Annotated in this window: 24 protein-coding genes and 1 pseudogene; 14 read left to right on the top strand and 11 right to left on the bottom strand. The window is 63.5% G+C overall.

What is annotated here, in order from left to right; translation table 11 throughout:
- The first annotated feature begins 70 nt into the window (after positions 1–70).
- From AQ12_RS16480 to AQ12_RS16470, 3 genes are all read left to right on the top strand, one after another.
- The gene (locus AQ12_RS16480; protein ID WP_048441043.1) at positions 71–1,294 is read left to right on the top strand and encodes a diguanylate cyclase domain-containing protein; all 1,224 of its coding nucleotides are present in this window, start codon (positions 71–73) and stop codon (positions 1,292–1,294) included.
- A gap of 14 nt (positions 1,295–1,308) precedes the next feature.
- A complete protein-coding gene (gene hrpA / locus AQ12_RS16475; protein ID WP_048441042.1) occupies positions 1,309–5,226 on the top strand; it encodes an ATP-dependent RNA helicase HrpA in 3,918 nt (1,305 codons plus the stop codon).
- 100 nt (positions 5,227–5,326) lie between these two features.
- The gene (locus tag AQ12_RS16470) at positions 5,327–6,037 is read left to right on the top strand and encodes a Rieske 2Fe-2S domain-containing protein (RefSeq protein WP_053076771.1); all 711 of its coding nucleotides are present in this window, start codon (positions 5,327–5,329) and stop codon (positions 6,035–6,037) included.
- Positions 6,038–6,147: 110 nt separating this feature from the next.
- Here AQ12_RS16470 and AQ12_RS16465 read toward each other — a convergent pair whose 3' ends face one another.
- From AQ12_RS16465 to lptF, 7 genes are all read right to left on the bottom strand, one after another.
- Positions 6,148–7,308, bottom strand: coding sequence for a pyridoxal phosphate-dependent aminotransferase (locus AQ12_RS16465; protein ID WP_048441041.1), 1,161 nt, complete (start codon positions 7,306–7,308; stop codon positions 6,148–6,150).
- A 44-nt stretch (positions 7,309–7,352) separates the two neighbouring features.
- Positions 7,353–8,063 carry a nucleotidyl transferase AbiEii/AbiGii toxin family protein gene (locus tag AQ12_RS16460; protein ID WP_048441040.1) on the bottom strand — a complete coding sequence of 237 codons (711 nt, stop codon included), beginning with the start codon at positions 8,061–8,063 and terminating at the stop codon, positions 7,353–7,355.
- Entirely contained in the window at positions 8,056–8,496 is a 441-nt protein-coding gene (locus tag AQ12_RS16455) for a helix-turn-helix domain-containing protein (protein WP_193387994.1), read from the bottom strand. Before AQ12_RS16455 ends, AQ12_RS16460 begins: the two co-directional genes overlap by 8 nt.
- Positions 8,497–8,613: 117 nt before the next feature.
- Positions 8,614–9,558, bottom strand: coding sequence for a CysB family HTH-type transcriptional regulator (locus tag AQ12_RS16450; protein WP_048441038.1), 945 nt, complete (start codon positions 9,556–9,558; stop codon positions 8,614–8,616).
- A gap of 123 nt (positions 9,559–9,681) precedes the next feature.
- Positions 9,682–10,044, bottom strand: a complete 363-nt coding sequence (locus AQ12_RS16445; protein ID WP_048441037.1) for a sirohydrochlorin chelatase — start codon at positions 10,042–10,044, stop codon at positions 9,682–9,684.
- 7 nt (positions 10,045–10,051) lie between these two features.
- Entirely contained in the window at positions 10,052–11,155 is a 1,104-nt protein-coding gene (lptG, locus tag AQ12_RS16440; protein ID WP_048441036.1) for an LPS export ABC transporter permease LptG, read from the bottom strand.
- Between the two features lie 7 nt (positions 11,156–11,162).
- The gene (lptF, locus tag AQ12_RS16435; protein ID WP_048441035.1) at positions 11,163–12,263 is read right to left on the bottom strand and encodes an LPS export ABC transporter permease LptF; all 1,101 of its coding nucleotides are present in this window, start codon (positions 12,261–12,263) and stop codon (positions 11,163–11,165) included.
- Positions 12,264–12,304: 41 nt separating this feature from the next.
- Here lptF and AQ12_RS16430 point away from each other — a divergent pair, with 41 nt between their 5' ends.
- From AQ12_RS16430 to AQ12_RS16415, 4 genes are all read left to right on the top strand, one after another.
- A complete protein-coding gene (locus AQ12_RS16430; protein ID WP_048441034.1) occupies positions 12,305–13,828 on the top strand; it encodes a leucyl aminopeptidase in 1,524 nt (507 codons plus the stop codon).
- A 31-nt stretch (positions 13,829–13,859) separates the two neighbouring features.
- Positions 13,860–14,291 carry a DNA polymerase III subunit chi gene (locus AQ12_RS16425; RefSeq protein ID WP_048441033.1) on the top strand — a complete coding sequence of 144 codons (432 nt, stop codon included), beginning with the start codon at positions 13,860–13,862 and terminating at the stop codon, positions 14,289–14,291.
- Positions 14,291–14,584 carry a hypothetical protein gene (locus tag AQ12_RS16420; RefSeq protein WP_048441032.1) on the top strand — a complete coding sequence of 98 codons (294 nt, stop codon included), beginning with the start codon at positions 14,291–14,293 and terminating at the stop codon, positions 14,582–14,584. Before AQ12_RS16425 ends, AQ12_RS16420 begins: the two co-directional genes overlap by 1 nt.
- 150 nt (positions 14,585–14,734) lie before the next feature.
- On the top strand, positions 14,735–15,877 hold the full coding sequence (locus AQ12_RS16415; RefSeq protein WP_048441031.1) for a branched-chain amino acid ABC transporter substrate-binding protein: 1,143 nt from the start codon (positions 14,735–14,737) through the stop codon (positions 15,875–15,877).
- Between the two features lie 55 nt (positions 15,878–15,932).
- Here the strand turns inward: AQ12_RS16415 and AQ12_RS16410 are convergent, their stop codons facing one another.
- The 4 genes from AQ12_RS16410 to AQ12_RS23200 form a co-directional block, all read right to left on the bottom strand.
- The gene (locus tag AQ12_RS16410) at positions 15,933–17,660 is read right to left on the bottom strand and encodes a hypothetical protein (protein WP_048441030.1); all 1,728 of its coding nucleotides are present in this window, start codon (positions 17,658–17,660) and stop codon (positions 15,933–15,935) included.
- A gap of 80 nt (positions 17,661–17,740) precedes the next feature.
- Entirely contained in the window at positions 17,741–19,933 is a 2,193-nt protein-coding gene (locus AQ12_RS16405; RefSeq protein WP_048441029.1) for a copper-translocating P-type ATPase, read from the bottom strand.
- Positions 19,934–19,945: 12 nt separating this feature from the next.
- Entirely contained in the window at positions 19,946–20,293 is a 348-nt protein-coding gene (locus AQ12_RS16400) for a heavy-metal-associated domain-containing protein (protein WP_082151645.1), read from the bottom strand.
- Between the two features lie 279 nt (positions 20,294–20,572).
- Entirely contained in the window at positions 20,573–20,818 is a 246-nt protein-coding gene (locus AQ12_RS23200) for a hypothetical protein (protein ID WP_193387993.1), read from the bottom strand.
- A gap of 152 nt (positions 20,819–20,970) precedes the next feature.
- On the opposite strand from AQ12_RS23200, the gene AQ12_RS16390 reads away from it, so the two are divergent.
- The 7 genes and pseudogenes from AQ12_RS16390 to AQ12_RS16360 all read left to right on the top strand — a co-directional run.
- Positions 20,971–22,404 carry a TolC family protein gene (locus AQ12_RS16390; protein ID WP_238587742.1) on the top strand — a complete coding sequence of 478 codons (1,434 nt, stop codon included), beginning with the start codon at positions 20,971–20,973 and terminating at the stop codon, positions 22,402–22,404.
- Positions 22,405–22,432: 28 nt separating this feature from the next.
- Entirely contained in the window at positions 22,433–23,800 is a 1,368-nt protein-coding gene (locus AQ12_RS16385; RefSeq protein WP_048441026.1) for a multicopper oxidase family protein, read from the top strand.
- A 16-nt stretch (positions 23,801–23,816) separates the two neighbouring features.
- The gene (locus tag AQ12_RS16380; protein ID WP_048441025.1) at positions 23,817–24,317 is read left to right on the top strand and encodes a plastocyanin/azurin family copper-binding protein; all 501 of its coding nucleotides are present in this window, start codon (positions 23,817–23,819) and stop codon (positions 24,315–24,317) included.
- A complete protein-coding gene (locus AQ12_RS16375) occupies positions 24,314–24,787 on the top strand; it encodes a DUF411 domain-containing protein (RefSeq protein ID WP_048441024.1) in 474 nt (157 codons plus the stop codon). The genes AQ12_RS16380 and AQ12_RS16375 overlap by 4 nt, the downstream gene beginning before the upstream one ends.
- A 13-nt stretch (positions 24,788–24,800) precedes the next feature.
- Positions 24,801–25,145 (top strand): copper-binding protein, encoded by a 345-nt coding sequence (locus tag AQ12_RS16370; RefSeq protein WP_048441023.1) that lies wholly within the window; start codon positions 24,801–24,803, stop codon positions 25,143–25,145.
- A gap of 84 nt (positions 25,146–25,229) precedes the next feature.
- On the top strand, positions 25,230–25,553 hold the full coding sequence (locus AQ12_RS23195; protein WP_048441022.1) for a hypothetical protein: 324 nt from the start codon (positions 25,230–25,232) through the stop codon (positions 25,551–25,553).
- 164 nt (positions 25,554–25,717) lie between these two features.
- Positions 25,718–26,559: pseudogene (locus AQ12_RS16360) on the top strand (hybrid sensor histidine kinase/response regulator); the annotation flags it as partial.

The following is a 26,559-nucleotide window of genomic DNA, read 5'->3' as shown; positions in this document are numbered from 1 at the left end:
AGGGGATCGCGGCAAAGTGTAAGGGATAGGCTCGTTGCCAGCGCGCGCGCGTGACGCTATGGTTTGCGCCATGGATTCGATTGCAGTTGGCTTTTGGGGCGGCTACTTTGGCACGGTGGCGCTGCTCATGGCCGGCTCGCTCGGCGGCTTTCACAAGTCGATGCGCAGGGTGGGCCTGACGGCGTTCCTCTTCGCGCTCATTTCTGCCGTGTTCATGGCCGCCTACATCGGCTGGATTGCGTTCGGTGATGCGTCCACCCGCTGGCGGTGGCTCGCCCACATTTCGGTGATTTCGGCATCGGTGCTGGGGTTGATGGTGCTCGCCATGCTGGGCACGATGCGCAACCCGGTGCGGGCCCGGCAGTTGAAAGTCGGCCAGCTGGTCTTCGCCCTGGGCGTCATCGGTGCAGGTTGGCTGCTGTCTGCGCCCGATGCGGCCTTGTTGTCGACCGTGGCGACGCTGGCGATGGCGGTGGGCATGCTGGTGGTTTGCGTGCGCAGCGCGCAGCGCGGTGACCGCCTGGCCTGGTGGGCCGTGACGGGGGTGTCTTTCATGATCGTGGCCATCGCCGGCGTTGCGTGGATTTCGCGCGATCCTGCCGGGGCCGCAACCTGGATTCATGCCGTGAGCGCTGTCTCGGGCATGGCGTATGTGTCAGTGATGGCTGTGGCCTTGTGGATTCGCTATTCGTACCTGATCGAGCTGCGCGAGGTGGTGGCACACGGCCCGAGCTATGACCCGATCACGCGCATGCGATCCCATTCGGAGACGGGGCAAATGGTGGGCCTCGCGTTTTTCGACAAGGCCCGAAGCGGCTCGCAACCGCTCGGTGTGATTGCGGTGGCCATCGGCAATTTCTACACGCTGGAGCAACTTCATGGCCGCGCAGCGGTGAACCATGCCCTGTTTGTTTGCGCGAGCCGCCTGCGCCGCTGCGTTCCGGCGCAGGTCGAAACAGGCCGGCTCGGCGACGATGGGTTCCTGCTGCTGGTGCGCGGTTTCGACGATGAAGTCATGCTGGCCGGGTTGGCGGCCACCGTCGCCGACAGGTTGCAGCGCCCCGTGGCGCTCAGCACCAGCGCCGCGCCAGCCGACCTGGAGGCGGGCAGTGCTTACTGGGAAGCGCAGGTGGGCGTTGGCGTCAAGTCGGCGCAACCGGGGGAGCGTCCGTCGGTCGTCATCAGCACCGCGAGAGACATGGCGCGCACGGCCTGGACCTTTCCCAGCCGCGTGGCATGGCAGGAACGCGACACCGGCGCCGTCCTGCAGGCCCCCGTGGCGGCGGTCGCCTGAGATAATCGAGGGCTTTGAACGCGTCGCCCTTGTCCCCCGCCAGCATTACCTTCCCCGAATCCCTTCCGGTTTCCGCCAAGCGCGACGAGATTGCAGCCGCGATCGAGGCGAACCAGGTCGTGATCGTGTGCGGTGAGACCGGTTCAGGCAAGACCACACAGTTGCCCAAGATCGCACTCGCGATGGGTCGCGGCAAGCTCAACGCACCAGCAGTGCGTGACGGCGCACCTGCAGTGCGGGGCAAGCTCATCGGCCACACCCAGCCGCGCCGGATTGCCGCATCGAGCGTGGCCAAGCGCATCGCCGAGGAACTGAAGACACCGCTGGGCGAAGTGGTCGGATTCAAGGTGCGGTTCCAGGATCGCCTGTCCAAAGACGCTTCGGTCAAGCTGATGACAGACGGCATCTTGCTCGCGGAGACGCAGACCGATCCGCTGCTCAAGAACTACGACACGATCATCATCGACGAGGCTCACGAGCGCAGCCTCAACATCGACTTCCTGCTGGGCTACCTGCGCGAGATCCTGCCCAGGCGGCCTGACCTGAAAGTGATCGTGACGTCGGCCACCATCGACGCCGACCGCTTCGCAAAGCACTTTGCTTCGGCCAAAGGCCCGGCGCCTGTCATCTATGTTTCGGGCCGCATGTTCCCGGTCGAGCAGCGCTGGCGGCCCTTCGAGGAAACGCGCGATTTCGGTTTGAACGAAGCGATTGCCGATGCGGTCGATGAGCTGTGGCAAGGCGGGGCGGGTGGCGACATCCTGGTCTTTTTGCCGGGCGAGCGCGAGATTCGCGAGGCGGCGGATCACCTGCGCGGTCACCTGTCGCACAAGCCGCTCACGCGCAATGCCGAAGTGTTGCCGCTCTTCGCGCGGCTGTCGCAAGCCGAGCAGGATCGCATCTTCGACAGCCATGGCGGGCGGCGCATCGTGCTGGCAACCAACGTGGCGGAGACATCGCTCACGGTGCCCGGCATCCGCTACGTCATCGACACCGGCACGGCTCGCGTCAAACGATACAGCTTTCGCAGCAAGGTCGAGCAGCTGCTGGTGGAACCGATCAGCCAGTCGTCGGCCAACCAGCGGGCGGGGCGATGCGGCCGGGTCGCCAACGGCATCTGCATCCGCCTGTACGACGAGAAAGACTTCGCCGGCAGGCCGCGATTCACCGATCCCGAGATTCTTCGGTCGTCGCTCGCAGGGGTGATCCTGCGGATGAAGTCGCTGCACCTGGGCGGTGTAGAGACCTTTCCATTCATCGAAGCGCCCACCGGCCGCGCGATCTCGGACGGCTACCAGTTGCTCAATGAATTGGGTGCGGTGGACGATGCGAATGAGCTGACTGCCACCGGCGCTGAACTTGCGAAGCTGCCGCTGGACCCCCGCGTGGGCCGCATGATCATCGAAGGCCGGCAACGCGGCGCACTCGACGAAGTGCTGGTGATCGCATCGGCCCTGTCGGTGCAGGACGTGCGCGACCGGCCGATGGATGCGCAGGCACAGGCCGACCAGCAACACGCCAAGTTCGATGACGAAAAAAGCGAGTTCTCGGGATACCTGAACCTGTGGAAGTGGATTCACGACGCCAGGGGCGGCCACAACAAGGAACACAAGCTCTCCAACCGGCAGTACGAGCAGCTCCTGCGGCAAAACTTCATCAACGTGCGCCGCGTGCGCGAATGGCGCGATATCCATTCGCAACTGCACACGGTCGTCGCAGAGCACAAGTGGCGGCTGAACACCACGCCTGCCAGCTATGAGGAACTGCACAAGTCGATGCTGTCCGGCCTGCTGGGCAACATCGGCATGAAGCCCGATGAGGAAGACGTGTACCTCGGCGCGCGAGGCATCAAGTTCTACAAGCACCCCGGCGCGCACCTGAAAAAGCGGCCCGGCAAGTGGATCGTCGCTGCGGAACTGGTCGAGACGACACGCCTGTTCGGACGCGGCATCGCCAACATCGAGCCGCTGTGGATCGAACATGTCGCTGGGCACCTGCTCAAGAAGCAGCTGCTCGATCCGCACTGGGAGAAGAAGGCGGCGGAGGTCATGTCGCTGGAACGCGCGACCTTGTACGGCCTGGTCGTCTACAGCGGGCGTCGTGTGCCGTTTGCGCGCGTGGACCTGCAAGGCGCGCGCGACATCTTCATCCGCGAGGGACTCGTTGCGGGGCAGTGGGAGACCAAGCTGCCGTTTCTCGCGGCCAACCAGAAGCTGGTGAAACAGGTCGAGGACATCGAGCACAAGTCGCGCCGGCAGGACGTGCTGGTCGACGACGAGCTGATCTACGCGTTCTACGACAAGTTCATTCCGCGCGATGTGTACGGCGGCGCGACCTTCGAGCGCTGGTATCGCGAAGCCTCGCGCACCGAGCCCGCCTTGCTCAAGCTTTCGCGTGACGAGCTGATGCGCCATGAGGCGGCGGGCATCACCACCGAGTCGTTTCCCAAGACCGTTCGCATGGGTGGCGTCGATTGCGCCGCGACCTACCTGCATGAGCCCGGTGATGCGCGCGATGGATTCACCGTGACGGTGCCGCTGTTCGTGCTGAACCAGGTCAGCGAAGACCGCGCCGAGTGGCTGGTGCCGGGCATGCTCAAGGACAAGGTGCAGGCGCTGCTCAAGAGCTTGCCGCAAAGGCCGCGTTCACGTTTCGTCCCGCTGCCCGAATCAGCGATGCGGATTGCGAGTGAGTTGGTCGAGATCGAGAAGTGGGCCGTGGGCTCGCTGACCGACGCGATGCTGAAGATCGTCCGTGCGCAGACCAGCCTGGATGTGAAGCGTGCCGACTTCAAGCTGGACATGCTGCCGGCTCACATGTTCATGAACTTCCGGGTGGTGGACGAGCATGGAAGGCAGTTGGCAACCGGAAGGAACCTGGGTGCGCTGAAGGCTGAACTGGGGGCGCAGGCACGGGGGGCGTTCCAGGCTCTGGCGGGTATGAAGGTGGCAAGCCCGCAGAACCCTCACCCCGGCCCTCTCCCGCAGGCGGGAGAGGGAGCAATAGCCCGGCAGGCGGTAGCGGACAGGGGAGTCAAACTCCCTCTCCCCTCGGGGGAGAGGGCTGGGGTGAGGGGAGCGTCGGACGAAAAATTCACCACCTGGACCTTCGGCGAACTCCCCGAACTCATGGAAGTGCGCAAAGGCGCGACCAGCCTGGTCGGCTTTCCGGCACTCATCGACAAGGGCGACGCCGTCACCATCGAAGTCTTCGACGAACCCGAGGTCGCATCGGCCAAACACCGTGTGGGCCTGCGGCGTCTCTTCGCGCTGCAGGTCAAAGAGGCGCTCAAGTACCTCGAAAAGAACATCCCCGATCTCCAGCGCATGGCCGTGCAATACTTGCAGCTGGGCACACAGGAAGAGCTGCGCGACCAGATCATCGAAGTCGCCCTGGACCGCGCATTCCTGATGGATCCGTTGCCTGCCGCTGCGCAGGAGTTTGCGACCCGCGTCGATCAGGGCCGCGCGCGCCTGACGTTGATCGCCAACGAAGTCGCGCGACTGGCCGCGACCGTGCTGGCCGAATACGCCATTGCCGCGCGCAAGATCAAGGACACCCGATCCGCGCCCGAAGCGACTGCCGATGCGACGCAGCAGTTGCAGCGCCTGATGCCCAAACGCTTCCTCGCGGCGACGCCGTGGCCGCAGTTGCAGCACTTTCCGCGTTACCTGAAGGCGATCACGTTGCGCCTGGAAAAATGGCGCGCCGACCCGGCGCGCGATGCCTCCAAGCTTGCGGAGTTGCGACCCGAAGAACAACGCTACTGGCGACTGGTCGCCGAGCGCAAGGGCGCGGTCGACGACCGCATGCAGGAATTCCGCTGGATGCTGGAAGAGCTGCGCGTGAGCTTTTTCGCGCAGGAGCTTCGCACGCCGCAGCCGGTGAGCATCAAGCGGCTGGACCGGTTGTGGGGCCAGCTCACCAGCTGAACGGGAACCATTGGGGGGTGATCGCGGGTCGATGCGGACTTTGTTCTTCGGTACAAAGCCTGTTTGACGGCCGGGGCGCACGCGCGTACCTTTTTAAGTCATGGACAGGCGCAGTTTTATCGGCTCATGTTCGGCAACTGCCGCATGTGTTACCGCGTCTGCGGCGTTCCAGGCGCGCGCCATTGCCGGTGACGCGAAGCCGCGCCTGTACCAGCGCTCCTTGCTGGTCGATGAGAAGGGCGATGCGATCCGCGCATCTCGCCTGAAGCGGCAGGTCAACTATGTCTTTCATTACCCGTTCGAGGCGACGCCGGTCTTCCTGCTCGACCTGGGCAAGGCAGCGCCGCCGCACTCGCTTTCGACCAGGGACCGTGATGCCTATTCATGGCCGGGCGGTGTGGGAACGGGCAAAAGCGTGGTCGCCTATTCGGCCATCTGCGCGCACCAGCTGGTGTACCCGACACGCGACGTGAGCTTCATCAGCTTCAGGAAAGGCAGGGCGACCAAGGGCGTCCAGGACGGGATGATCCACTGCTGCGCCGAGCACAGCCAGTACGACCCCGCGCAAGGCGCGCGCGTGATGTCGGGGCCGGCGCCGCAGCCCCTGTGCGCGGTGCTGCTGGAGCACGACGCCAGGGCCGATACCTTGACGGCGTATGCGACGCTGGGTGGTGAGTTGTTTGACGAGTTCTTTCGAAAGTACGAAATGAAACTCAGCCTGGATGTCGGTGCGAAAGCGAAGCATCGCGTGGGTGCGCAGGCGACGGTGCGTGAACTGGAGAAGTTCTGCAGGAACGCGATCCAGTGTTGACTTATTGAAGGCACTCGCCGCTGCGCGGTGGATGCCGGATCGGGTCCGGCATGACAACCAGTGGGGTCATTGCGGGCTCGACCCGCAATCCATGACTTCAGCGGCCGTGCCTACAGCTTCGCCAGCCGGTCAATCGCCAGATTCAGCGTTTCATCCTTCTTCGCAAAACAAAAGCGCACTACGCGCTGGTCGAACCCGCTCTCGTAAAACGCGGACAGCGGAATCGCAGCGACCCCGATCTCGGTCGTGAGCCACTTGCAGAAATCGGCCTCACCCAGATCGCTGACCTGCGAAATATCCACGCACTGGAAGTAGGTGCCTTCGCTGGGCAGCACGCGAAATTTGGTGCGCTTGAGACCCTCTCGAAACAGGTCGCGCTTGCGCTGGTAGAACGCGGGGAGCTGCAAATGCGGCTGCGGATCGGCCATGTACTGGGCCAGGCCATGCTGCACCGGCGTGTTCACGGTAAACACATTGAACTGGTGCACCTTGCGAAACTCGGTCGTGAGCGGCTCGGGCGCGGCCACGTAACCCACCTTCCATCCGGTCACGTGATAGGTCTTGCCAAAGCTCGACACGATGAAGGCGCGCGCAGCCAGCCCCGGAAACCGCGCGGCGCTTTGATGCTCCTGGCCGTCGAACACCATGTGCTCGTACACCTCATCGCTGATCAGGAGCACATCGGTGGGCGCCAGCAGATCCTGCAGTTGCAGCATGTCGGCGCGCGTCCAGACAGTTCCGCTGGGGTTGTGCGGGCTGTTGATGATGATCGCTCGCGTGCGGCTGTTGATGGCGGCGGCAATCAGCGCGAAATCGGGGCGGAAAGTGCCTGGTGTCAGGGGCACGCGCACGGCAGTGCCGCCAGCCAGTTCAATGTTGGGTACATAGCTGTCGTAGCAGGGGTCGAGCACGATCACTTCATCGCCTGCCCGCACGACGGCGAGCACCGCAGTGATGATGGCCTGCGTCGCGCCAGCCGTGATGGTGATCTCGGTGGCCGGGTCGTACTTGCGCCCGTACATGGCCTCGATCTTGGCTGCGACCGCCGCGCGCAGCGACGGCACGCCTGGCATCGGCGGATACTGGTTCAGTCCGCTGGTCATCGCATCTGTCACGGCTTGCACCAGCCGCGGATCGCAATTGAAATCCGGAAAGCCCTGGCCGAGATTCACAGCGCCTTTTTCTGTGGCGAGCGCCGACATGACGGTGAAGATCGTGGTGCCGACGGAAGGCAGCTTGGTTTCGAGGTGCGGTGTGCGTGGTTGATTCATTGCGTGGCTCTTGCTCGTGAGATCAATGATTGTGCATCGGGTGATCAAGCCAATTGCGCCAGCTTGCGCAGCGCCCGAATACGGCGCCACACGGTGACTGTTGGCGCCGTCATCTTCAGTTGATGCATGCACACTTCAAGCCTGCCGGTGCGCTCTTGCAATTTGTCGATCGCCCGGCCGAGGTCGCGCGGCACAGCATCGCCGTATGCGCCCTTTGCCTTTTGCATCGCGGCGCGCAGTACGTCGGCACCGGGGTTCAGCATGGCCAGGTCAATGAGGTCGCGGCTATGCACCGAATCGTCGGCCCATCGGTCGGAGTTGGCCAGCAGCTTGGATGCCGCCAGATCGACGGCCCCAAGCGTGTGCACCCCACAAATCTGGTCAGCCGGGCCAGGTGTCTCGAATGCGATTCGCGCTTCGAAAAAAATCTCGAACTTGATGTCCTTATTTGCGCCGCTCACTGTCGTGCGGATGCCGTACTGGTCCGCGCGTACCTCGCGCACCTGACGCAGCGGCTGCGCGCCTTCGCGCTGGAGCACCGAAATGCCGCGTTCTGTGGTGAGGCGCTGCCGCAACTCCCGGTATGCCGCCAGATCACAGACCATGAAGTCGAGGTCGACCGATTCGCGAAATTCATGAGATTTCAAAACGATGGCAGTGCCTCCGCCGAACCAGCACCGGTGTGCGGCCAGAAGTGCGCCGTCCAGTGCATAGAGCACCAGGGCAATCGCCTGATGGTGTTGACGCTCAAACATCGCGATGCTCGTCTCGCAGGGCAGTTCTGAGGTCTTCCAGAAGCTGGCGTTCTGGCGCCTGCATCGCCTTCTCATCGAGGTGGCGCTGGTTGCGCTCATAAATCCCCAGCGCTTCCGCAGGGCTGAGGATCGCCTCTTCATCGAGTTGCCATGCAAGGCGTTTGAGCTCGGGGTAGTCGGTCAGGCGGATGCGGATCGGTATGCTGCCCCTGGCGTGAGCCAGAGCCTCAGGGGCACCATTGGACTCATGCAATGCCAGTCCCAGCCCGAGCGCCTGTGCCACGGCCGCCCAGGCAGCAGCGGTGACCGAAGGTTCGCCCGACTCGATGCGATGAAGGGTCTGGCGGGAGATCTGCGCAGCCTCGGCAGTTTCAACGGCACTCGCGCCCAGGCGGCGGCGTTGTTCGCGCAGGCGCCCCCCCAGATGCTTCAACTGGGCTTTGGCGTGAGCGCTAATCTGCGGAGCTGCTGCTGGCATATGAGTCTCATTTTATACAAAATATTAAATTTGCACATAATGAGAGTCAGTATTTTGGAGTCGGCCAGTCGCTCACATCTCGTAGTCATTGACATGGCCGGTCATGGCCTTGGCGATCAGGTTGCGGTCAAGCCGATCTGAGAGCAGCTCGGCAAACTTGAAGACGAAATTGCGCAGGTAGGCGCTGCGCTTGAAGGCAACGCGTGCCACGTTCTGTCCAAAAAGCGCGCCCAGCGGACGCACCGCCAGGTCGCCGTTGCTGCCGTCATCGCGCACGGCCATTTCGGCCACGATGCCGATGCCCAATCCCAGCCGCACGTACGTCTTGATCACATCCGAGTCGATGGCTTCCAGCGCCATGCGCGGCGTGAGCTTGTGCGCTGCGAACGCCTTGTCGATGCGCGTGCGTCCCGTGAATGACGGGTGGTAGGTGATGATCGGCTCGGCGGCGAGATCTTCGAGGTTGATCCGTTCCTTCTTTGCCAGCGGATGGTTGAGCGGTAACACCAGCACGTGCTGCCATTCGTAGCAGGGCAGGGTGACCAGCTCCGGGTAGTCCGACAGCGATTCGGTCGCGATGCCGATCTCTGCGATTTCGTCGATCACCATGCGGGCGACCTGATCGGGCGAGCCCTGGTGCAGGCTGACGTTGACCTTGGGGTAGGCCTCGCGCAGTTTTGCGACCGGCACTGGCAACACATAACGCGCCTGCGTATGGGTCGTGGCGATGGACAAGGTGCCGCTGTCTTCAGCGCTGAACTGCTCGCCGATCCGCTTGAGATTGCCCACCTCGCGCATGATGAGTTCGATGCTCTTGAGCACGTGCTGGCCGGGTTCGGTCACACGCTTGAGACGCTTGCCGTGCCGCGCAAAAATCTCCACGCCCAGCTCTTCTTCCAGTTCGATGATCGCCTTGGACACGCCCGGTTGCGAGGTGTGGAGCGCCTTCGCCGCCTCTGTCAGGTTGAGGTTTCGACGTACGGCTTCCTGCACAAACCGGAACTGGTGGAGATTCATATCGAATTTCTACTAAGAGAGTCGTTCATTATGCATGCTTGGATGATGTCCGCTGCCGCAATGGCAAACCGGCCGGACGCTGCATGGCTTGCGGATCAAGTCCGCAATGACGGCATCAGGCGCTTATCGCGGACAGGCAATTTCCGAGAGCAGATCCAGCACCAGCGGATGCTCGCCAACAGGCGCCATCAACGCAATGTCGAGCGCCGGATGGTCACGCCGCAAGGCTTCCACCAGCACGGGCAGGTCCTCCCTGACATGCCGACCCGCGCCCAAAAACATCGGAACGATCGTGACCTGCGTCGTTCCTGCCGCTACCAGGTCGCGCACTGAAGTCCCCAGATCAGGTTGCGCGAGCTCGAGAAACGCGCATCGCACCACCACTGCGGGCGATCGCTGCGCAATCCGTGCCGCAACCGCATCCATCGGCGCACGCCACAACGGATCGCGCGACCCGTGGCCAAAGAGAACAATAGCCCGCGTCATCTTGTCCTCATCGTCGTAACACCAGCCATCCAAATGCCCCCAGTGACAACGCCGAATAGATCAGCCCCGGCGCAGCAGCGGTGAGCCACGGCCTCCAGTTCTGCAGATTGCCGACGTAGCCGAACACGTTGTTCAGCAAGAAGAAGCTGATGCCGATCAGCACGCCGCCGAAAACATAGCTCGTGATGCCGCCCGAACGGAAATGCAGGTACGCAAAGGGCAGGGCGAGAACCACCATCACCATGCAGCTGAGCGGATAGAACACCTTGCGCCAGAACTCGATTTCGTAGCGCTGCGCCGACTGGGCGTTGGCTTCGAGGTGGCGGACGTACTGGAACAGGTCGATCGTGCTCATGCGATCGGGCTTGAGCAGCGCCACCGAGACCATCTCGGGCGTGATTTCAGTCGGCCAGCGCAGGCTGGGCAGGTTGACTCGCTGCACCTTTGCTGACTCCGCGCCCGGCGAGCTGAATTCGCTGCGCTCCAGGTTCTCGAGCATCCAGGCGCCGTCCCTGCCGAATTTCGCCCTGGGCGCCTGCGTCACTGAAACAAGAAAGCCCTGCGCATCGGATTCGAAGATGCGCACCCGTTCCATGTCGCCCTGCGGCGTGATGGCCGCGACATTGACGTTGTAGGTCTTGTTCGACTGCCGCTCCTTCAGCCACGCGCCCGTCTGCCCGATGCTCAGGCCGCCATCGACGCGGGCCTTGAGCAGTTGCGCATTGCGATCAGACACGGGGGCCAGGTAGTCGCCCGCTGCAAACGTCAGGATGGTGAAGACTGCGCCGAGCGCCAGCAGCGTTCGCATTGCGCGCCAGGGGCCCAGGCCGCTGGTGCGCAAGATGGTGTATTCGGAGCTTTGCGCCAGCCGAGCCATCACGAAGATGGTGCCGATCAGCACGGTGATGGGCAGCAGCTCATAAAGATGGCTCGGCAGGCGCAGCACCACATAGCCCAGGGCCTGCGTCAACCGGTAACCCGTGACGCCACGGTTGATGTTGGGCAGCTCATCGACGAAATCGAAAAAGAAGAACAGGGCGAGAAAGCCGACCGTCACAAACAGGACGGAAATCAGCACCTCGCGGTAGATCAGGCGGCGAATCGTTTTCATCGGGCGATCAGGCCCTCGCAGTGCTGCGCTTGCGCGCAAAGAGGTCCTTGAACGACCAGTTGTTGTGCTGCTTGGCCAGCCAGAAGATGCTGCCCAGAAATACGGTTCCGTGCAGGCCTATGAGGAAAGCGAGAAAGGTCGCCTTGCCCGAACTGATCCAGCTTTGCCCCAGGTTCAGAAGGTTGAAGTACACGACGAACGCAAAGAGCGCGAACACCAGGTTGCCGCTGCGGCCCGCGCGCGGATTCACGCTGGAGACCGTGATGGCGATGATGACGAAATTGATCGCGCCCAGCGCCAGGCCGATGCGCCATGAAAGCTCGCCCAGGTTCATCCGCGTGGGGTCCTGGAACAGGGCGCGGGTCGAGCGGGTCTTGGCCGGCAGGTTGTCCCTTGCGCCGACCTCGTTTTCGCCGACCTTGTTCAGGAACTCCTGGAACTCGCTGATCTTGAGTTGCGTCTTGCCGGTGGTCTCCAGCCGCTGGCCGTTGGACAGCATCAGGAACTGGCTTTCGCCGATGGTCACGATGCGGCCGCTGCGCGCCGACGTGACGGTTTCCTTGCCATGCTCGTTGGTGGAAATGAAGATGTTGCGGCCCGACTTGGTATCGGCGCTGTCCTTTTCCAGGAAGAACACCCGCTTGCCGCTGGCCGATTCCTGGAATTGCCCGGGCGCGACGCGCTCGAGGTCGCCGCGGTTGCCGTAGCGGTCCTTGAGTTCCTGTGTCTGCGCGTTCGCCCACGGCCACACGATGAGCGCCATGCCGGCGACCACGAGAAGAATGGGCCATGCAAAGCCGAAGAGCGGCCGCAGAAACGACGAGAGCCCGCGACCCGCGCCGAACCAGATCACGGTTTCGCTATCGCCGTACATGCGCGACAGCGTGCCGACAATGGCGATGAACAGCGAGAGCGTGAGCACCGGCGGCAGATAGCCGAGCACCGTGTAGCCCATCACCATCATCACTTCCTGGGGGTTGACGCTGCCACGGGTCGCCTGGCTCAGCGTCCGGATCAAGGTCATCGTCATGACGATGGTGACGAGCACCACCAGCGTTGCTCCGAAAGTGCGGGCGAGTTCCTTGCGGAGTGACGAATGGAATAACATCGGGCGCGGATGGACTCTTGTCGAGAAAAGAACAGGCAATTATGGACTTTGAACTCAAGCCCCTGAATCTCTCTGGCGCCGCGTCAGAAAAATGCGATGCGATCGTGCTGCTGGTCAGCGACACGTTCAAGCCCGGCAAGGACGCCTTGTCCTCGCTCGCGGCCCATGCGGTCAAGGAAAAGCACCTCGAAACCAAGGCGGGCAAGCTTCTGCAGGCCTACCGCAGCTCAGGCATTGCGGCCACGCGCGTGGTGCTGGCCGGTGCGGGCGACGGCTCGGGCAAGAAAGTGCACCAGGCTGTGGTTGCTGCGATCGCTTCGCTTCGAACCTCCAAGGCCAGGCGTCTCATGATCTGCCTGCCAGCCGATGCAGGCGACGACGCGGTGCGGGCTGCAGTAGCCGCCACGGCCGAGGCCAGCTACGTCTACGTCATGACCAAGTCCAAGCCCGAAGGGCGTGAACTGCAGATGGTGACCATCGCGGTGGCAGACCCCAAGCTGCACCAGGACGCCTTCGAGGCCGCCAAGGGTGCGGCCAACGGCATCGAGTTCGCGCGCGAAGTCGCGAACCTGCCGCCCAACATCGCCACTCCGACCCGGCTGGGACAGGAAGCCAAGGGGCTGGCCAAGGCATACGGCTTCCAGTGCGAAGTCATGGGCCCGAAAGAAATTGCAAAGATCGGCATGGGCTCGTTCCTGTCGGTAGCCAAGGGCTCCGAAGAGCCTGCGCGATTCATCGTGATGCAGTACCAGGGCGCGGCAGCCAGCGAAGCGCCGTTGGTGCTGGTGGGCAAGGGCATCACATTCGACAGCGGCGGCATCTCGATCAAGCCGTCTGCCGACATGGACGAGATGAAGTTCGACATGGGTGGCGCGGCCAGCGTGCTGGGTGCGTTCCGTGCCATCGGCGAGATCCAGCCGGCCCTGAACATCGTCGGCCTGATCCCTACCTGCGAGAACATGCCGGACGGCCGAGCCGTGAAGCCGGGTGACATCGTCACCAGCCTGTCGGGCCAGACGATTGAAATCCTCAACACCGATGCGGAAGGGCGCCTGATCCTGTGCGACGCGCTGACCTATGCAGAGCGTTTCAAGCCCAGCGCGGTCATCGACATCGCAACGCTCACCGGGGCCTGCGTGGTGGCCCTGGGTGGTGTGCGCAGCGGCCTGTTCGCAACGGACGACAAGCTGGCGCAAGGTCTGCAGGCGGCAGGTGAAACGGCGCTGGACCCGTGCTGGCGCATGCCACTGGACGAAGAGTACGGCGACGCACTGAAGTCGAACTTTGCCGACATGGGCAACGTCGGCGGCCGAGCCGGTGGCGCGATCACCGCAGCCAAATTCCTGCAGCGCTACGCGACCAAGTTCCCCTGGGCGCACCTGGACATCGCCGGCACGGCGTGGAAGAGCGGCGCAGCCAAGGGCTCGACCGGACGCCCGGTGGGCCTGCTCGTTCAATACATCCTCGACCTTGCAGCGGCTGCACCTGTAGCGCCTGCCGGGGCCGTGAAGAAAGCTGCAAAGAAAGCTGCAAAGAAGGCTGCAACGAAGGCCAAGGCCCGATGAACGTGTTGCTCGCGATGGGCGATGTCAACGCATGACCGATGTCGAGTTTCATTTCAACGCCCCGGACAAGATGGCCTACGCGTGCAGGTTGCTGCGCAAGGCTGCGGCCAAGGGGTCGCGGGTAGCCGTAACGGCTGACGCGGACTTTCTGCGTGAGCTCGACCGCACGCTGTGGACCTTCGACCCGGTGGCCTTTGTCCCCCATTGCGTGCATGACGCACCGCCGCAGGTGCGTGACGTTTCGCCGGTGGTGCTTTGCGATTCGGCGCGCTCGGCCCCCCATGCGCAGGTGCTGATCAACTTCGGCGGCGAAGTCCCCGACGGATTCGAGCGCTTCGAGCGCGTGATCGAGGTCGTGTCGCTGGACGAAGACGACAAGGTCGGAGCCCGCAGGCGCTATCGCCACTATGCAGACAGGGGCTATGCCATCGCACGGCGCGACCTCGTGCTGAAGGAGGCCTGATGCCACTGGCCAGGAAACCGCCCCAGAGCGTGCCGACGCTGACCGAAATCGTGCGGGCTGGCGAGGCAGCCCCTTTGGCTGCGAAGGCAACCCAGGAGCTGCTGGTGACCCGCGTCATGCAAAGGGTAGACCTGGCGCTGGAGCGGCGCCTGCGCGAAGCGATTGCCGCCACCATCCTGGAGCAAACCCGCACGATCACGCCGCTGCTGCGGGTAGAGATCGAGCAGGTGGTGCGAGCCACCGTGGAACAGGCGTTCAGCGAGGAGCTGGCGGCGCAGGCACGCCGGGGTTAGAACCCCTGCATTAGCCCGGCGATAGCTTGGGTAATTCCCCTGATCGGCCTTTCCCCTATGGTTCGGGTCCGGAAATTGCGATATGGTCGCGCCCGTTGAGCTAGAAACAAAATTCTCAACCCAATTCCTTACTCTGGAGGTTAGTTCGCTATGCAAATGAAATTCAAGTTGACGGTAGCCGCTGCGATCGCTGCAGCCTGGGGCATTGCCTCCGCGCAAGACCTGGTCGTCAAGATCGGCCACGTGGCTCCCACGTCGGGCGGCATCGCCCACCTGGGCAAGGACAATGAAAACGGCGCGCGCCTCGCAGTCGAGGAACTCAACGCCAAGGGCGTGACCATCGGTGGCAAGAAGGCCAAGTTCGAACTGATCGCCGAAGACGACGCAGCCGATCCGAAGCAAGGCACCGCAGCCGCACAAAAGCTCGCCGACCAGAAGGTCAACGGCGTGGTCGGTCACCTGAACTCCGGCACGTCCATCCCCGCTTCGAAGATCTACTCCGAAGCCGGCATCCCGCAAATCTCGCCTTCGGCGACCAACCCCAAGTTCACCCGCCAGGGCTACAAGACGACGTTCCGCGTCGTGGCTGACGACGTGCACCTCGGTGGCACGCTCGGCCGTTATGCCGTGAAGGAACTCAAGGGCAAGACGATCGGCGTGATCGATGACCGCACGGCCTACGGCCAGGGCGTCGCCGACGAATTCGAAAAGGCCGTCAAGGCCGCTGGCGGCAAGATCGCCGGCCGTGAATTCACCACCGACAAGGCTACCGACTTCATGTCGATCCTGACCACGATGAAGGGCAAGAAGCCTGACGTCCTGTTCTTCGGCGGCATGGACGCAGTTGCCGGCCCGATGCTCAAGCAGATGAAGTCGCTGGGCATCAACGCCAAGTTCATGGGCGGCGACGGCATCTGCTCCAGCGAGCTGCCAAAGCTGGCCGGCGACGGCATGGCTGACGGCCAGGTTGTCTGCGCGGAAGCAGGCGGCGTTGAAGGCACGCAGAAAAAGGGCATGGAAGACTTCGGCGTGAAGTTCAAGAAGCGCTTCAACGCTGACGTGCAGGTCTACGCACCGTACGTTTATGACGCGGTCAACGTGATGGTTGCTGCCATGGTCAAGGCCGGCTCCGCCGACCCGGCCAAGTACCTGCCGGTGCTGGCCAAGACCGAAGGCTACAAGGGCGTGACGGGCAACATCTCGTTCGACAACAAGGGTGACGTGAAGAACGGCGCCCTGACCCTGTACACGTACAAGGCCGGCAAGCGCGACCAGCTGGCTGTTGTTCGCTAATCGGACTTCGGTCCACCAGAAAAAGCCGCCCTCGGGCGGCTTTTTCGTGGGCGCGTCATTTCGCGAACCAGGCTTTCACGATGCCTTCGGCTGGCTTGTTGCGAAACGACACCGCGATATTTGGAAAAGCAGTGAACGGCATCAATGAATCCGTCTCCCAATAGTCGCCGACCGAAGCAATCAGGGTGGAGCTTGCACTCAGCTGGTTGATGAGTTCGAGCGAGGCTTCATGCACGATCGCCTGCATCGAAAAATCTGTGATGGCTTCTCGCTGGATGCATCCGTCCGGCGACATGTCGATGGCGCCGATTTCTGAAGTGCACGAGGTCTCCTCCATGTACCCCGGTGATGAGAACATGCTCCTTCGCGACTGCATCCCGTAGGACACCATGATGGATTTGCCGAACCCGTCATAGAGGTTGACCATCTGTTGGGGGGCCATGCCAGCCAGGGCAGCCTTGTAGGCGGCGACGGTCAACGATCCGGTCTGGTCGGCCGGATAGGGCGCTCCCAGCCCGATTTCAAAGATGTCGATCTGCGAGGCAAGGTCGGCCTTTTCATGCAACCAGGAGCTGCTTCCCATCAAGGTCTTGCCGCTGTAGTTCAGCTTCAGGTTGGCCAGGGCGGTCTTGTAGCCCGCGTAGAACACTGCGACGGCCTGATCCGACCCGTCCCCTGAGTCATGGAAGAAACAGGCCACGCATCCAAGCTCCCAGACATCCACGCCCAGCCCCTGGAAAAAGACCCCGCGTTCGAGGATGTACTCCTGGTAGGCCCCGAACCACTTTGCGTAGTTGTCGAGCGTGCGCGCCGGGACGCTGAGGGCCGTAGGATTCGACCGGTCGAAGAAGCCCTGGATCTGGTTTCTCATGATCACCTTGATGCCGGCGCCGTGGGCCGCCTGCACGAAGAACGCGAGGTCGGCGTCTGTCATGGAACCGTCTGTGAGCTCGGCCGGCGTGATGTACCAGGAGCCGTCAACCCGGTTTGACGCCCAGTGCCACTGCATGATCGTCACGTATTCGGTGCCCAGTGTCTTGAGCCGGCCCACGGTACGGGTGAGGGCGGCGCGCAGGTCGCCGCTACAGCCCGCCGGCGCGCCTGGCGCGCCTTTGCCGATGAACGCCGGATTGCCCGGTTGCAGGCCAATATCCTTGAGCGTGACCGCGCGTCCGATGCCGGGCTTGAGCGGCGCTCCCTGGACCGCAGGCAAGGGGAACTGGCCGATCCAGCTGGCCGGGTAGGTAATCGTGGACAGGTTCAGGTTGCAGGGGTCGGGGTTGATGTCGGCTTCGGTGGTGGTGGGCGTCAGGTAGCTCTGCGGATATGAAATCAGCGACAAATCGAGCGGTACCGAATAACTGGCGACTGCGTCGCCGTACGACACCAGGCTGTCCAGCGTGACGACGAGGTTTTTGTAGAGGGTATCGCCCAGTCGCAGCACCGGAATCGTCAGCTGGTTCGTGGTGGGGTCGTATCGGTCGAAAACCCCGGAGGTGTTGCTCGCAACGCCAATGCTTTCGAGCGATCGCAGTGTGACCTGCACATCACGGTAGAAGCCGATCCCCACCTGGATGAGTGGGATGGTCAGGGTGTTCGTGGCAGCGTCATACGCATCGACGATCTGTGCGGAAACCGAGGCGTTGACTGTGGCCTGCGCCTGCGGCCGGGCCTGGGGCTGGGTCAGTGGGGCCGAGGGCGCCACCGGATCACTGGCGCCGCCGCATGCCGCCAGGAGTGAGCACCAGGTGCCGGCCGCCAGGATTGGGCGCAGGGTTCGCATATGCATCTCGGTCCCCAGGAGTCGTCAGCACAGCTTTCTCCTAAAGTCACGATGCGGCATTGGTGCAAACCCGAGCGCCGTCAGTCCACCGAAACCGTCCGCAGTCGAAGCGCGTTGGCGATCACGCTGACTGACGACAGTGCCATCGCAGCCGCTGCAACCACCGGCGACAGCAGCAGGCCGAAGAACGGGTAGAGCACACCGGCCGCAAGCGGAATGCCGGCCACGTTGTAGGCGAAGGAAAGGAACAGGTTCTGCCTGATGTTCTTCATCGTGGCGTGCGACAGCCGCCGCGCGCGAACGATGCCCATGAGGTCGCCCTTGAGCAGGGTCACGCCCGAACTTTCCATCGCCACGTCGGTGCCGGTTCCCATTGCGATTCCGACGTCCGCTGCCGCGAGCGCAGGCGCGTCGTTCACGCCGTCGCCTGCCATCGCGACCACACGGCCTTCGGCGCGCAGCCGCTGCACGATGGTCGCCTTGTCCTGCGGGAACACTTCGGCAACAACCTCGTCGATCTGCAGTTCCTTGCCCACGGCTTCGGCTGTCGTCTTGCCGTCGCCGGTGAGCATCACGATGCGCACACCGGCCTCACGCAATGCCTTGAGGGCCGCAGGCGTTGTCTGCTTGATCGGGTCTGCAATGGCCACGAAGCCGGCGAGCTTTCCGGCCAGTGCCACGAAGATCACGGTGGCCGAACGGGCGCGTTGCAGCTCGGCGGCAGCGTTCAGCGGTGCCACATCGATGCTGTGTTCGGCCAGGAACCGCGCAGCGCCACTGACCAGCTGGGCACCACCGACTTTGCCAACCACGCCTTTGCCCACAGGTGAATCGAAGTCGGCCACCTCCAGCAACTGCAACTTGCGCTCTTGCGCTGCGGCAACCACAGCCATCGCCAGGGGGTGCTCGCTCGCTCGCTCGACGCTGGCCAGCCTTTGCAGCAATTCATCTGCCTGGTAGCCGGGGGACGCTTCGATGTGAACGACTTTCGGCCGGCCTTCGGTGAGCGTGCCGGTCTTGTCAACGACGACCGTATCGACCTTTTCCATGCGCTCCAGCGCCTGGGCATCGCGGATCAACACACCGTGCTGCGCGCCCCGGCCGACTCCCACCATGATCGACATCGGCGTGGCAAGGCCCAGCGCACACGGACACGCAATGATCAGCACGGCAACCGCGTTGATGAGGGCGTACGAGAACGCAGGGCTCGGCCCCCAGATCAGCCACACGGCAAACGTGAGCGCAGCAACAAGCAGGACGAGGGGAACGAACCAGCCTGCGACCTGGTCGGCCATGCGCTGTATCGGCGCGCGACTGCGCTGCGCGGCGGCCACCATGTGCACGATCTGCGACAGCAAGGTGTCGGCTCCGACTTTCTCGGCTCGCATCACGAAGCCGCCGGTCTGGTTGATCGTGCCGGCGGTGACCTTGGCACCCATCGCCTTGACCACCGGCATCGGCTCGCCGGTCACCATCGACTCATCGACGGTGCCCCGGCCTTCGACCAGTTCGCCATCGACCGGGACTTTCTCGCCGGGTCGCACCCGCAGCATTTCGCCGGGCTGTATCGTGTCGATCTGCACCGTCTCGTCCGATCCGTCGGCCTTCACGCGGATCGCGGTCCTGGGTGCGAGATCGAGCAGCGCCTTGATCGCGCCGGAGGTCTTCTCGCGTGCACGCAACTCCAGCACTTGCCCCAGCAGCACCAGCACGGTGATCACCGCCGCAGCCTCGAAGTAGATCGCGACCGCGCCGCCGTGCTGACGCAGTTCGGCAGGAAAGAGACCCGGCAGCAAGGTGCCGACCATGCTGTAGAGCCACGCTGCGCCGGTGCCCAGCGCAATCAGTGTGAACATGTTGAGGCTGCGGTTTGTCAGCGAAGCCCAGCCGCGCGTGAAGAACGGCCAGCCGGCCCACAACACCACCGGCGTGGCGAACAACATCTGGACCCAGTTCGACGTCTGCGCCCCGATCAGGTGGCCGATGTCGAAGATGTGGCCCCCCATCTCAAGGATGAAGACCGGCGCCGTCAACGCCAGGCCGATCCAGAAGCGGCGGGTCATGTCCCGCAGTTCGGGGCTCTCACCGGTGTCGCTGGTTGCGATCACAGGCTCCAGCGCCATGCCGCAAATCGGGCAGTTGCCTGGCCCGATCTGGCGCACCTGCGGATGCATGGGGCAGGTGTACTCGCCTGCCTCGCCAGGCTTCACCGCGGAGGTGGGCGTCGCGGGCGCAGCGTGGTGATGATGATGGTGGTCGTGGCTGTGTTCCATGGCAATCCCCTGCTAGCCGCAGCATGATCCCCGCGCCGGGGCCGGCGGTTGACCGGCATCAACTGGAGCGGCCTTGCGGGTTGCGCATCCGCAGCCGCAGCCGCTCTTTGGCGCTGGAGCTGAGGTGGATGCAGAGGTGGATGCAGAAGCGGCAGGCGCCTGCTGGATTTCTCGCGGCGTGTAGCCCGCTTCCTGGATGGCCTGGGCCAGTTCTGCTGTCGAGGCCGTGCTGCTGACCCGAACCAGTTTCTCCTGGATGCGGATGTCCAGCCGCGCTTTGTCGTCGATGCCTGCGATCGCGCGGGTGATGGCGCTTGCGCAGTGGCCGCATGTCATGTCGTTGACCTGGAAGGTGATCATTGCTGTGTCCTTGAGTGGTTGGTGCAGCAAGGATCAAGCTTCCCATCATGTCAGGGTCAAGAACTTTTTTTCGCTTGACCTTGCTACAGGGGCAAGCCTGATAAATTGAACTTTCCGGCCCGTGCTAACCTAACTCCTGTGAAAACGATTCGCGTCTGGCTCCTGTTGCTGCTTGCTGTGCTGCTACCCGTTCGGGGAGCGCTGGCCGTGGCTGTGCAGTGTGCGGATCACGGGTCATCGCAGCGCACACAGGTCCAGCAGGTGGAGCACGCTCAGCCGCTACACGACATGCACCAGATGGAACAGATGGGCCACATGGATGACCATCAGGCGACTGCGCAGCCGGCTCACGGGCACGCTCCAGCTGCCGCTCAAGACCACGCGGACAGCAGCGCGCACGACCACGCCGGCGCAGCAGACAAGTGCAACCTTTGCTCCACTTCCTGCTGCGCGCCTGGCCTCGTAAGCGGCACCATGGCCTTTACCGGGCCGCAGCCTGTGCCGGCTGTTTTCCCGCACCTCCACGCTCCGTCTCCGAGTTTCGTCTCGGACGGCCAGGAGCGACCCCCGCGAACCATCTGACCCATTGAGGCCTCGCCCCGAGGCCTGATGGCGCTCGTGCGTCTGCACGGGCTTCGGCCGACCTGTATTGAGTCGGCAGTTCAGATGATTCGAAAATGAAACAACAAACAAGCTGGGCAAGCCCGGCGATATTGCGGTTGACCGCCATGGCTGCGGCGTCTGCGTTCCTTGCGGGCTGTGCCTCGTTCTCGCCCGATGGCGGATTCGACCAGGTCTCGGCGCTGACGAAAGAACGCACAGGGCAGGGCGTGATGGCCCATCGCACGGATGCGGATGCGCAGGCCGCGCGCAGCCGCGTCGGGGAGCTGCTGAAGGCGCCCCTGACCGCCGAATCCGCTGTAGCGATCGCGCTCTTGAACAACCGTGGCCTGCAGGCCCGGCTCGGCGAGTTGCAGATCGCGGAATCCGATCTGGTGCGTGCGGGCCGGTTGAAGAACCCTTCGTTCAGCTTCGGGCGCATGAGCGGCAACGGCGCCGTCGAGATCGAGCGCGCAGTGCTCTTCGACGTGCTGGGCCTGCTGACCATGCCGGTGGCGACGCAAGTCGGCCAGCGCCGCTTCGAGCAGGCGCAATTGCAGGCCGCGTATGACGCGGTGACCCTGGCGGCCGATACCCGCCGCACCTACTTCGACGCGGTCGCAGCGCAGGAGCTGGTCAAGTATTTCGGGCAGGTCAAGGAGACGGCCGATATCTCCAACGAGCTCGCCAGGCGCATGCTCAAGGCCGGCAACTTCAGCAAGCTCACGCAGATGCGCGAGCAGGCGTTCTATGCCGATGCAACCGCACAGCTTGCGCGCGCAACGCATCAGGCGACAGCCGAGCGCGAAAAGCTCACGCGCCTTTTGGGCCTGGACGGCGAGCAGTTGAAATTCAGGCTGCCGGACCGCCTGCCCGACCTGCCCAGGCAAACGCTGCAACTGCAGAGCGCTGAGCAGACAGCCATGGACAAGCGCCTGGACGTCTTGATGGCCAAACGGCAGACCGAGGCGACGGCCCGGTCGCTCGACCTGACGAAGGCGACCCGCCTCATCAATGTGCTGGAGGTCGGCCTCCACAACAAGAGCGAGTCGGGCGCCTCGCGCGCCAATGGCTACGAGATCGAACTGGAGTTGCCGCTTTTTGATTTCGGCAGCACGCGCGCTGCACGCGCAGAGGCCACCTACATGCAGGCGGTGAACCACACCGCCGAGGTGGCCGTGAACGCGCGATCTGAAGTGCGCGAGGCCCACTCGGCCTATCGCACAGCGTTCGAGCTGGCCAGGCACTACCGCGATGAGGTGGTGCCGCTTCGCAAACAGATCTCCGAAGAGAACCTGCTTCGCTACAACGGCATGCTGATCAGCGTGTTCGAGTTGTTGACCGATGCGCGCGAGCAGGTGGCCGGCGTGACCGGTTATGTGCAGGCGCTGCGCGATTTCTGGGTCGCGGAAACCAATTTGCAGACGGCACTCACCGGCCGGTCGCCCGGCGCAGCCAGCATGTCGCAGCCCAACACATCAGCGGGCGCAGCCCCCGTGCAAGGCCACTGAGCCCAAGGCCACTGAGGAAACAACACACATGTCCAATCGCAGAAGTTTTTTCAAGGCTGCCGGTGCCGTGGCGCTCGGCGCATCTGCTGTGAGCCGCGTGGGCGCCGCATCATTGCCTGAAGCCGTGGTGCAGTCATCTGCCGCCACACAGCCGCCGCCCGCACCATCGACCGGCAGGCCGTTCAACCCGGTCATCACGCTCAACGGCTGGTCGCTGCCGTGGCGCATGAAAGATGGCGTCAAGGAATTCCACCTGGTCACCGAGCCCTGCGTTCGTGAATTCGCACCGGGCATGAAGGTGAACATGTGGGGCTTCAACGGCTCCAGCCCCGGCCCCACGATAGAGGCGGTAGAGGGCGACCGCATCCGCATCTTCGTGACCAACAAGCTGCCCGAGCCCACGGCGATTCACTGGCACGGCATCTTGCTGCCGTCCGGCATGGATGGCGTCTCGGGCCTGACGCAGCCGCCGATCCCGGTTGGCAAAACCTTCGTGTACGAGTTCACGCTGCTGCGGCCAGGCTCGCACTTCTATCACACGCACCTGGACGAACAGTTGCAGCTCGCCCTGGGCATGTACGGCTGCCTGGTCGTGCATCCCAAGGACCCGCGGTTCATGAAAGTGGACCGCGACTACATGTTCATGCTGGCCTCGTACGACGTGGAACCGGGCGCGATGACGCCGCGCGTGAGCACGATGACCGAGTTCAACATGTGGACCTGGAACAACCGCGTGTTTCCGGGCATCGATCCGCTGGTGGCCCGCACCGGCGAGCGGGTGCGCATCCGCATCGGCAACCTGACGATGACCAATCACCCGATCCACATGCACGGCCCGCACTTTGAAGTGACGGGCACGGACGGCGGCTGGGTGCCCAGGGGCGCACGCTGGCCGGAGGTGACGACCGACATCGGCGTCGGGCAACTGCGCGCCATCGAGTTCGATGCGGTCGCGGGCGACTGGGCCATCCATTGCCACAAGAGTCACCACACCATGAACGCGATGGGCCACAACGTCCCGACGATGGTGGGTGTGGACCACCGCGGCCTGGCCGAGCGCATCACCAAGCTCGTGCCCGATTACATGGTGATGGGCGACAAGGGCATGCACGACATGGCCGAGATGGAGATGCCCCTGCCGGACAACACGCTGCCGATGATGACGGGCAAGGGTCCGTTCGGCCCTGTCGGCATGGGCGGCATGTTCAGCGTGGTCAAGGTGCGCGATGACCTCAAGCCCGGTGACTTCAAGGACCCTGGTGCCTACAAGCACCCACCGGGCACGGTGGCCTATGAATACAAGGGCCAGTTGCAGGAGCCCACGCGCGCTGCGCCCACAGCGCCCGGCAAGACCAACCTTTCTGTGCGCCGGCCTTCCGGCCACACCCAACATTGATATCCAGGGAGAACCCATGAAGATGAAACCGAACTTTTTTTACAGCGCCGCTGTAGCTGCTGCGCTCATGGTGGCGGGCGGTGCCATGGCCCACGGCGACGCAGGCAAGACGGCCCACAAGTTTGACGCGAGCCAGGTCGAGGCAACGCCGTTCGGGCAGCAGGGCGACCCCAAGAAAGTGACTCGCACCATCCGGGTGTCGATGAGCGACAAGATGCGGTTCACGCCCGGCGACCTCACGGTGCGCAAGGGCGAGACAGTGCGCTTTGTGGTGGCCAACAAGGGCGCCGTGCTGCACGAGATGGTGCTGGGAACCGCCCAGGCGCTCAAGGACCATGCCGAGCTGATGAAAAAGCATCCGGGCATGGAGCACGACGAGCCCAGCATGGCGCACGTCAAGCCCGGCGCCAGCGGCGAGATCGTCTGGCAGTTCACGCAGGCCGGCGAATTCCAGTTCGCCTGCCTGATCCCCGGCCACTTCGAGGCCGGCATGGTTGGAAAGGTAGCAGTCAAATGAAACGCAGGAATCTTCTCTCACTGGCCGCAGCCCTTGCGGCAACAGCGGCGCTGCCGTCATTGGCGCAATCGTCACTGGCGAAGCCGTCGTTGCCGCAAGTCGATGTGTACAAGAACCCCGAGTGCGGCTGCTGCGGCGCCTGGGTGGATCATCTCAAGGCCTCGGGCTTCGTCGTGAAAGTGCACGAGACAGCCGACACCGCCCCCGTGCGCAAACGCCACGGCATACCCGATGCGCTGGGCAGTTGCCACACTGCCGTGGTCGGTGGCTACGGGGTCGAGGGCCATGTCCCGGCGGCCGATATCAAGCGCCTGCTTCTGGAGAAACCCTCCGCCGCCGGCCTGAGCGTCCCCGGCATGCCGGTGGGTTCGCCGGGCATGGAAGTGGGCTCGCGCAAGGATGCCTACCAGGTGTTGCTGGTCGACAAGGCCGGCCGCACCCGTGTCTTTTCAAGCTATGCCAAGTCCTGATCGGAGAAATGAAATGAACGCAAAACACACGCTGGCTCTCTCTGCGATCCTGCTGTCGGCATCCGTCGGTGCCCAGCAGGCACCACAAGCCGTCGATCACGCTGCTCATCATCTGGCCACTGCGGCGTCTGCCGCGCCGCAGTCCGAGGGCGAGGTCCGCAAGGTGGACATGGAACTGGGCAAGGTCACGCTGCGCCACGGGCCGCTGGCCAATCTCGACATGCCGGCCATGACGATGGTGTTCACCGTTGCGCAGCCCAAATTGCTCGAAGGCCTCAAGCAGGGCGACAAGGTTCGGTTCACCGCTGACAAGAAAGACGGCAGCTACGTCGTGACAGCCATCGAACCGGCGAAATGAAGTGGTGTGGTTCAGCCTGCGTTGACGCAAGTCAATGCGCTGGGCCGCCACCCGCGTACTGTTGGTTTAACCGAAGGATTCCCCATGAAACTCAATCTCCGATTCATCCCCCTGGTGTCTTCCATGATCCTGGCGGTGGGCCTGGCCGGCTGCGCCGCCACCCCGGCCCAGAGCGACGCCCATGTTCACGCTGACAAGTCCGCCAAGCCAGGAATGGGCGGCATGGGCGGCATGGGCGGATCGGGTGGCATGGGCATGATGGACATGCAACAAAAGTGCGAGATGCACAAGAAGATGATGGCTGGCAAGTCCCCTGCCGACCAGCAGGCCATGATGCAGGAACGCATGAAGGCCATGACGCCGGAGATGCGCCAACGCATGGAGGCCATGCACCAGCAATGCAGATAGCCGTAGGCACCACGCGATTGATTTCGTAAGCGTCCTCCTACAACCCGCGCCAGCATTGGCTTTGCGGGGTGTTGGGGTATGCCTGCCGGTTGTGGATGAGCCACAGGTCCAGTACCCTCCACGCCATTGGCCGGGGCACGGCCGCATACCGTATGGGGGCAGGCATGGAAGTAGTGGCAAAGTTACCGGCGGCAGATCAGCAGAGCAGCGAACTCAGGCAGATACTCAAAGCGCTCGGCGCTCTTCGCCGGGGCGAACCCGGCGTGACGCTGCCCACCGAATGGGACGGCGTGCTCGGCAAGATTGCCGCTGAGTTCAATGAGCTCACCGCCCAGACCACGCGCACGTCGCAGAAGCTCAAATCGGTAGAGACCGCGTCTCGCTCCAGCGCCAAGCCCCGGCGCGTCTCCGACGAGAACCTCACGGGCTTCTGGCAAGCGGATATTGCCGTCGTCAACACCATCCTCGATGAGGTGGACGGGCTGGCCGACCATGCCCTGACTTATCTTGCGGCCTTGAACGAATTCAAGCGCGGCAACGCACAGGCGCAGCTGCCCCAGGACTGGAGCGGCGTTTCCGGCAAGATTGCAGACGCATTCAATGATGTGGTGAACGAGAACCTGCGCATGTCGCACGAACTCGCCCGCCTGTCGCGCGTGGTCGGCAAGGAAGGCAAGCTCAAGGAGCGCGCGATCGTGCCCAACGCCAGCGGCTTCTGGCGCGACTCGGCCGAGTCGATCAACTCCCTGATCTCTGACCTGGTGCACCCGACCTCCGAAGTGGCCCGCGTGATCGGCGCCGTGGCGCAAGGCGACCTGTCCAAGTCGATGGCGCTGGAAGCCGACGGAAGGCCGCTGGAAGGCGAGTTCCTTCGCACCGCGATGATCATCAACAAGATGGTGCAGCAGCTGGGCACCTTCTCTGCCGAAGTGACGCGCGTGGCGCGCGAAGTGGGTACCGAAGGCAAGCTGGGCGGACAGGCCGATGTGCAGGGCGTGGCCGGCAC

Origin of the sequence: Caenimonas sp. SL110, assembly GCF_001044395.1 — a bacterium.
GTDB lineage: Bacteria > Pseudomonadota > Gammaproteobacteria > Burkholderiales > Burkholderiaceae_C > Ramlibacter.
This window is presented reverse-complemented; position numbering and strand designations above follow the sequence as displayed.